The 8695-nt window shown below is 41.6% G+C and carries 4 protein-coding genes; all 4 read right to left on the bottom strand.

From position 1 onward, the window contains the following. Positions 1-795: 795 nt before the first annotated feature. The 4 genes from bilR to Q0K35_RS06925 all read right to left on the bottom strand — a co-directional run bounded on the left by bilR (position 796) and on the right by Q0K35_RS06925 (position 8620). On the bottom strand, positions 796-2808 hold the full coding sequence (gene bilR / locus Q0K35_RS06940) for a bilirubin reductase, long form (RefSeq protein ID WP_294561936.1): 2013 nt from the start codon (positions 2806-2808) through the stop codon (positions 796-798). Positions 2809-2820: 12 nt separating this feature from the next. Further along, positions 2821-4767: an FAD-dependent oxidoreductase gene (locus Q0K35_RS06935; protein ID WP_294561935.1), complete on the bottom strand. Its 1947-nt coding sequence runs from the start codon at positions 4765-4767 to the stop codon at positions 2821-2823. 146 nt (positions 4768-4913) lie between these two features. Continuing rightward, the gene (locus tag Q0K35_RS06930; RefSeq protein WP_294561934.1) at positions 4914-5963 is read right to left on the bottom strand and encodes a helix-turn-helix domain-containing protein; all 1050 of its coding nucleotides are present in this window, start codon (positions 5961-5963) and stop codon (positions 4914-4916) included. Between the two features lie 14 nt (positions 5964-5977). Beyond that, positions 5978-8620: a translation factor GTPase family protein gene (locus tag Q0K35_RS06925; protein ID WP_365936216.1), complete on the bottom strand. Its 2643-nt coding sequence runs from the start codon at positions 8618-8620 to the stop codon at positions 5978-5980. Positions 8621-8695 lie beyond the last annotated feature (75 nt).

Here is an 8695-nt window from a genome sequence, read left to right as displayed (position 1 = left end):
TCATAATATTCATCACCGACACGTGCCACAGAATCTTCTGTCTGTATCTCGCTTGCTGCAGCCTTAGTAAAAGAAGCAGAAACTGACAAGGCAAGCATGAGACATAGACTCACAGAAATAATTCTCATGATCTTTTTCATATATCTTTCCCTTTCCGAAAATGTTATATACACGAAAACCATTTACAACAATAAAAGCTTTGTGTAACCAAGGACCTGATCGACAATTGTATTTTTTGTTATACAGTTATATCTTGAACAATCAAGCCTCTGTTTAACATCTTCCTACATTTAAATTTTAACACAAAAATAAGCGTTTTCAATAACATTTGAGTAAAAAAACTATATTTTTCGTTCATTATTTATATATTCCTACATTTCCTTGTACTATAAATCCAGTAAAATTATATTAATTTATTTTATTTTCATTGGGATTTTTATAGATTTTATGGATATATCATAGTAGAGGGATATTCATCTAATCGGGCTTTACTTATCAAGTATGTAAGTCCCAAGGCTTGTGAGATAGAAAAAGGCACCTGAGCCTACAGGTTTATCGATTGCAGAAAGGCAAAGGTACTGATATGGTAGATTTGATAAAAGAAATGCGCCTGCTGATTCACTCAATCAGACGGCTTCTTGAAATCATGATAAAGCTGTCTTGTAATAAAAAAGAAAGATAGTTTACACCCATAAAAACTATCTTACAGCTTTATTATAGATAGAACTTTCAAAAACTTCAAGATGCTTTTCAAAAAAAAAGATTCCTCTCATCATGAGAAGAATCTTAGATTTATTAAATTTCGTTAGCTGCGTTATATCCGGAACGAATGGCTTCCGCAATACTTGCTGTCCTGTCACCTGAACAATCACCTACATAAGTGAGAGGTGTGGTAACACCTTCAACATCCAGCGTGTTCTTCTTAGAACCAACAGCCATGACAACCATATCACAATCAATTTCCACATCTTTTCCTTCTGCGGTATTGGTTGCCAATACTTTCTTGCCATCATTCGTAATGCTGTTTACTTTGGTATTCACATACTGAGTTACACCATGCTTTGTAAAGTCAGTCATGATCAATGGTAAGATCGTTCCAGACTCACCATTAGCGATCTTATCCATCATTTCGATGATCGATACCTGGCAGCCTTTTTCAAGCAGATATTCAGCAGTTTCCGTACCTACAAGACCACCGCCGATAACAGCACAGTGACCACTTACTTCTACCTTACCTGCCAATACATCCCAGCTTGATACGACATTGCTGGAATCGGCACCCGGAATCGGTAAATGCAAATCATGGGCGCCCACAGCGACGATTACCGCATCCGCATCATTCATGATGTCTTTTGTTGCCTCTGTATTCAAATGTACATTCACATTTAAACGAGGAAGGATCTTTTCATAATATTCAACTGAACGCATGATCTCAGCTTTTCTCGGAGGTACAGCTGCCAGATGGATTTGACCGCCGATATGATCTTCTTTTTCATAAACATCCACTTTATGACCGCGAAGTGCTGCCACACGGGCTGCTTCAAGACCGGCAATACCGGCACCTACGATCACGACATGCTTGCTCTGATCGCTTGGCTTGATAAAGATCGTTCCTTCATCACCGTTTTCCGCATTCAATACACAAGAAATATATTTACGTCCCTGAATGGCATCCACGCATCCCTTATTACAGTTAAGACATTCACGGATCGGTTCGCCTCTTTCAGCCTTTACTGCGATATCCGGATCACATAATAAGGAACGTCCATAACCGATCACATCGGCTTCACCGTTATTTAAGATTTCTTCACCGGCTTCTACGCTGACAACACGTCCGACAGTTGCCACAGGAATACTAACGGCTTCCTTTACACGTTTACAGATCGGTAATGTCCAGTTATATGGAACGGTACCCATTGGTGGAATCGTATCACCCATATTGCCTGTGTGGTTTGCCTGAGCCACCTGAATCATATCGACACCGGCTTCTTCCAGTTTCTTCGCAAACAGGATACCTTCTTCTTCATGCAAACCGCCTTTGCCACGATCACTGCCATCTGCATTCTTAGTGATGAATGGCAGCTTATATTCGATCATCAATGACGGAGCTGCTTCTTTGATTGCTTTAACTACTTCCAAGGCATAGCGAACACGATTTTCAAAAGATCCGCCATATTCATCCGTTCTGTGATTCAAGACAGTTGAACAAAGAGAACCTAATAAACGATCCCCGTGTACTTCGATCGCATCCACACCGGCTTCCATCGCTCTTCTTGCACACTGCGCAATAGAATGTTTGATATCATCTAATTGTTCTTTAGTAGCTTCGCTTACAAAGTGCTGCATATCATGATGCAATTTCGCATAAGCATCTGCCGTTACCTTCTTGGACTCTGCCATCTTTGCTTCAAAAGTAGCCATATCGCCTGCTTCTTTTGCTTTCTGGGCTGCTACACCGGCCATTCTGGCAGCCATGATCATTTTTCCTACACCCGGAACATCATATTCAGGATGGAAGATCTGTAAAGCTAATTTACAATCATATTGATGTAATGAATCTGCCAGTTTCTTAAATGTAGGAATCTGAGAATCATCACAGAGCTTTGGTGTCGGTGAAGCCGTATTGACAGGTGCAACATCACCGATAACGACATAAGCTACACCGCCCTTTGCCAATCGGGTATAAAAATTAAAGCTTCTTTCACCGATGGAACCATCTCTTTCCTCATAACCGGTTGTCAGAGGTGGAAACATGATACGATTTTTTAATGTCAGATTACCGACTTTGATTTCTTCTAATAATTTCATAAGTACCTCCTATTATAATTGCTTGGCGATTTCATATCCTTGAGAAATCGCATCTTTGATATTGCCGACCTTATTGGCATCGCCAATGAGGTGATAGCTGGCATTTGCTTTCTTCAACATTTCTTCTACGCTTGGATCACACTTGTAACCTACCGCAAAGACGAGCGTATCCGCATCATTGATGCAATGCTCAACACCATCCTTGACATAATAGATCTTATCAGCCTCCGCTTTTGTTACCTTCGCTTCACAGATCATCTTGACTCCTTTACGCATCATACGCTGGACTAAAAGGCTTCTTCCCGGTCCGCTTTCATTCATCATGATGCCCTTTGCCATTTCCAATACGATGATCTCACGATTTCGCGGATATAGATCATTGACCAGCGGTGCAAGATAATCTGCGGTTTCACAGCCAACGCTGCCGCCACCTAAAACAACGATCTTTCTTCCAGGGAAGGCTTTGCCTGTCAGAATATCATCTGCACTCATCCATTGTTTAAAGTCCGTCAGGCTGTCAAGGATGACAGGTTTGGCTCCCGTAGAGGCAATGACCTCATAACCGGCAAATTCATTTGTCAACATATCTTCATCAACAGCAGTATTATAGCGAATGTCAACATGCTCCTGTTCCAAACGGCGCTTCATGAATTTAACGACCCTTGTCAGATCCTGTTTGCCAATCGGAACCGAGGCTGCTTTCAATGCACCGCCCAGCTCTTCATTTGCTTCACAAAGAACGACATGATGACCTCTTCTTGCGGCAACATAGGCTGCTTCCATACCGGCAGCACCACCGCCGATGACCAACACATCCTTCTTCACTTCGGCAGCTGTCAATGTATCCTCGTTTTCAAGTTCAAAAGAAGGATTGACCGTACAGGAAACACGCTTGCCGAACATGATGCCATTCAGACAGCGCAGACAGCCGATGCATGGACGGATATCATCCTCTCTTCCTTCTCTTGCCTTATTCGCAAATTCAGGATCACATAAGTTCGCACGTCCGATCATGCAGGCATCTGCCTTGCCATTGGCAATCAGCTCTTCCGCAATCCAAGGCTCTGTAATTCTTCCTACCGTTGCCACCGGAATGGAAACATACTTTTTGATCTCAGCTGATAAAGCGGCATGAGAACCCATCTTCGTTCCCGGTGCAGGTATGGAGCTTCCGCGGGCAATCGTCGTACCTCCGGACACATGAAGCATATCAACGCCTGCTTTTTCCAATTGCTTGGCCACATAGATCATATCATTGATATTCAAACCTCCGTCACTGTATTCATCACCTGAAATACGTACATCAATGATAAAATCCTTACCGCACTTACGACGTACCTCATCGATCACTTCCAAGGTCAATCTCAGCCGTCCGTTGATATCTCCGCCATACTCATCGACACGCTTATTATACAACGGTGAGAGGAAGCCTCCCAAAAGTCCGTGCGCATGAGCGGCATGAATTTCCACACCATCACCGCCTGCCTGCTTCACACGATAAGCAGCTTCACCAAACTGACGGATGATCACCTTCAGTTCTTCCTTTGTGACAGGACGTGGTGCTTCTTTCGCATAATATGGACCTACATGACTCGGTGCGATCAGCTGCGGGGTACCCGGAATCGGAAAGGCCATGTAAGCAGGATGAAATAACTGAGGCAAAATCTTTGCACCATATTCATGAACGCCATCCACCAGCTTCTTCCATCCTTCAATAAATGAATCATCATGAATCGACATATCACCCGGAAGATATACATAAGTAGGCTCAACGGTAACGACCTCCGTCACAAACAGACCGACACCGCCTTTCGCGCGAGCCTTATAATGCTCCACCAGCTCATCTGTCACATATCCTTTATTTCCCAGATTTGTTGACAAAGGTGGCATGAAGATTCGATTTTTCACAACTGTTTCACCTATTTTGATCGGTGAAAACAAATGTGGATATTTATCCATCGCTATCAACTCCTTTACGATTTCATTCTAACATACTTTGTGCATTTTTTCACCAATATATCTTGATAGTAAAGGTCATTTTTTGTCATGAATACTTACTTTATTTTTAAAACATGAACAAAAAAAGACGTCTTATTCAAACGCCTCTATTCTTCAAATGCCAGACAAATACGATCCTTTTCCACAACAAACCGGTCCGCCTGCTTTTTCATCATCATCGTATAGCCCTCTGCCTGCTTCATCAATACGATTCTTTCATCTTCATATAAATATGTATCCTTTTGAATCAGATGTGCCAATAAAGAAAGCTGTTTTTTATCCAGTGCCATTTCCTGGTCACGATGTTCTTCATCATATTTCCTATTACGTACAAACTGCTTGCGATAGCTGCTTGGCAAAATACCATACATCTCTTTAAAAGCCATCGTATAGGCCTTGGCATTCGGCATACCGCAATCCCTGGCAATCTCCTCGATCGTATGCTTTCCCTCAAGCAGTGCCTCAAGCGAAGCTCTTAAACGCACATAAGAGAGATATTTGACAAAAGGGATCTGATTATATTTTTTAAATAGCTTTGAGGTATAAGAGGTACTGAAATTCAAGGTTTTCGCAAGATCCTTCAAATGCAGATCCTCCTGATAGTGATGATCGATATAGCGAATGGCCTTCATATAGTTTTCATTATGCTGAGAGGAAAGCGGTAATTGTTCGATCGAATACTTGCGGGAATCCGAAGCAATCGCCATCAGCTCCATCATCAGCTTATTCAATTCAAATAAATTATAATCCTTCTTCTGAAGCAATCCGATCAGCTGGCCCATACACCTTTTAAAAGCATCCAGCATGTCTTTATGACGCTTTTCTGTACAGATCATTGAAAGAAATGAGTTTTTATGTCCTGCCATCGATGAAGGAAGCTTTGAAAAATCAATATGTATCGTTAAGACCACATTCTCATCTTCCCCATGGCAACAGATCTTATGAATCTCATCAGGAGCGATCAAGGCCAATTCATGCTCCCGCAGCAATTCTGAAAAATGCTCGGTAATGACCTCATACTCCCCTTTTAATACATAACAGATCTCAAGGCTTTGGATACGTGAAAAAACGACCCGTTCAAAGCTATTGATGCTTAAGCTCAAGGGATACCCGAATTTCTGACCGGAAAAATCATAATAATAATCCATATTCTGCATATCCAATTCCTCCACTATTCTTCTTCATTCACCTTGCGCAACCCTTCAAGCATACGATGCCCGCTTCTTCCCTGCTTTGACTCATATTCCTTCAGACCTGTTTCACAAACATAAGCCACTTCCTTTTCAAATTCACGTGCCGATATACGCAATGCCCTCTGTCCTGAAATGATGAGCTGTTCCAATGAATCACTCGTAGCTACCTGAACCAGATAATCCTGACTCATTTCATGGGTCGCTTTTTCAATATAGGCATCAGCAGTCTGCGCTGTTTTGGTATAAACGATATAAATGCTGCCATTATACGTCATACTGCCGATATTATCTTTTACCTTATATGCATCAAACACCAAAATCAACAGACATTTACGATATCCCTGATAACTTGACAACAGATCGATCAAGCGACTCCTAGCCGCATCCAGATTATCTTTCGCCAATAAAGCCAGCTCCTCCCAGGCATGAATGATATTATATCCATCCACCAACAGACAAGCCTTCTTCACCTCTTTTTTTATATCGATCTTTTCTTCATCATCTCTTCTATTTGAAGGACGATACAGACGTGTTTCGACTTTTCCATAGGTACGCTCATAAACTCTTAAGACTTCCTCTTCATCTACCTTTCTTGGCTGATAAGGACGATACTTATCCGCATCGCTGCGGAATACCTTTTTAATATGCATATATTCCTCGACCTTGTCATAAGGTACGAAAAAGCCGGCTCCATTGCGGCAGAAAACAGAACCACACGGATTTTCAGTATCACGGTCACAATCATAACCAATAGAAGCAACGACTTCATCCTGATCCACGCATTCCTCATAGCCTGCAAGACTGCAAATCAGCTTTCCGCGACCCTTGGTATAATTCAACACCTCTAATTGATAATTACGCATGAGCCTTACAGGAGCCTTCCCGCTTAAAACGCTCATCTCCCCCTGATTATCTTCTACTTGAAACGTACCATGCATCTTTTCAATATCAAAAATGGCACGGCTTAAAACATGAGCAGGAAGCATTAACCGGAAAGCATAATAAGGTTCCAAAAGCAAACACGTCGTGCTTCTCAACCCCTGTCGGACTGCACGGTAGGTCGCTTCTCGGAAATCACCGCCCTCAGTATGCTTCGGATGAGCCTTTCCAGTCAACAGCGTTATTTTCATATCCGTAATGGCTGAACCGCTCAACACTCCCCGATGTACCTTTTCCTCAAGATGGGTCATGATCAATCGCTGCCAATTTTTTGCCAACACATCCTCACTGCACCGATTCTCAAAAACAAGTCCTTCACCTCTTTTTAAAGGCTCTAAAAGCAAATGTACCTCCGCATAATGACGCAAAGGTTCGAAATGTCCGACACCTTCGACTGCTTCTGTGATCGTTTCTTTAAAGATCACGCTTCCCTGATCAAATTCAACCGGTACTGAAAAACGTTCAAAGATCAAATTCTTTAAAATTTCGATCTGTACCTCACCCATGACCTGAAGATAGATCTGCTTCGATTCTTCGTCATAGCTCACCATCAATTGCGGATCCTCTTCACTTAGCATCTTTAAATTTCTGACCATTCCTACGACATCACATGCTTTTGGCAATAAAAGACGATATTTCATATAACTGGTCAAAAGAGGGGCATGTGATGTTTTTTCATAACCCAGGGAATCATAGATCTGGAGTGAATTTAAACCACTGACAGCACAGATCTCACCTGCATCGACACTTTGTACGCTTTCAAAACGATCTCCCGAATAAAGACGAATCTGATCTGCCTTTTCATCATTGATCTTTTCTTTGACCTTTAGGCTGCCACCGGTAATTTTCATATGTACCCATTTTTTATGATCCTCATGCGTGATCTTAAATACACGGGCACCAAACTGTCTCGGATATGTCTTTTTTATCGTATAAGCATCTAAGATATCTAAAAGGCGTTCCACCTGATCCCCTTTTAAGGCACTTCCAAATACACAGCCAAAAAGATGTAACGACACGATTTCCTGTTGAATGTCCGTATCATCGATTTCATGTGCCATATATTTCTGAAGCATTTCATCACTGCTGGTAGCCATCTGTTCAACAGCTTCCTCCATTGATAAAGTCACATCTGTGATCCTCATATCTAAGCGATGCAGATCTTCCATCAGCTTTTCTTTTGTCAGATAACTGATATCCATCTTATTGACAAAAATGAATACCGGTCTCTGATAATGCATCAAAATACGCCAGATTGTTTCTGTATGACTCTGTCCCCCGTCACACCCATTGATCACTAAGATAGCAGCATCCAATACAGATAAGCTCCTTTCCATTTCACTGGAAAAATCAACATGACCGGGTGTATCAATTAAGGTAAAACGGGTATTTTTCCAAGAAAAACGAGCCTGCTTTGAAAAAATCGTAATACCACGATCTCTTTCTTGCGGATCATAATCCAAAAAAGCATCCTGATGATCCACTCTTCCTTTTTTTCGTATAGCTCCTGTCAGATAAAGAAGACTTTCCGACAATGTTGTCTTACCTGCATCTACATGAGCCAAAATTCCTATGACCTGATGATTCATATGTACATTATAATATTGAATAAGAAAAGAAAAAAGAGTTTTTTCAAACTCTTTATAATACTTTCCTTGACTGCCAGCCTTGATAAGTACCATGATGCTTAATAGCCTGATTTGCAAGATAATAAACATTCACCAATAATTCACTGCGGCTGATCGGTGCAATATGCA

Source organism: uncultured Traorella sp. (assembly GCF_944327115.1).
Classification (GTDB): domain Bacteria; phylum Bacillota_I; class Bacilli_A; order Erysipelotrichales; family Erysipelotrichaceae; genus Traorella.
This window is presented reverse-complemented; position numbering and strand designations above follow the sequence as displayed.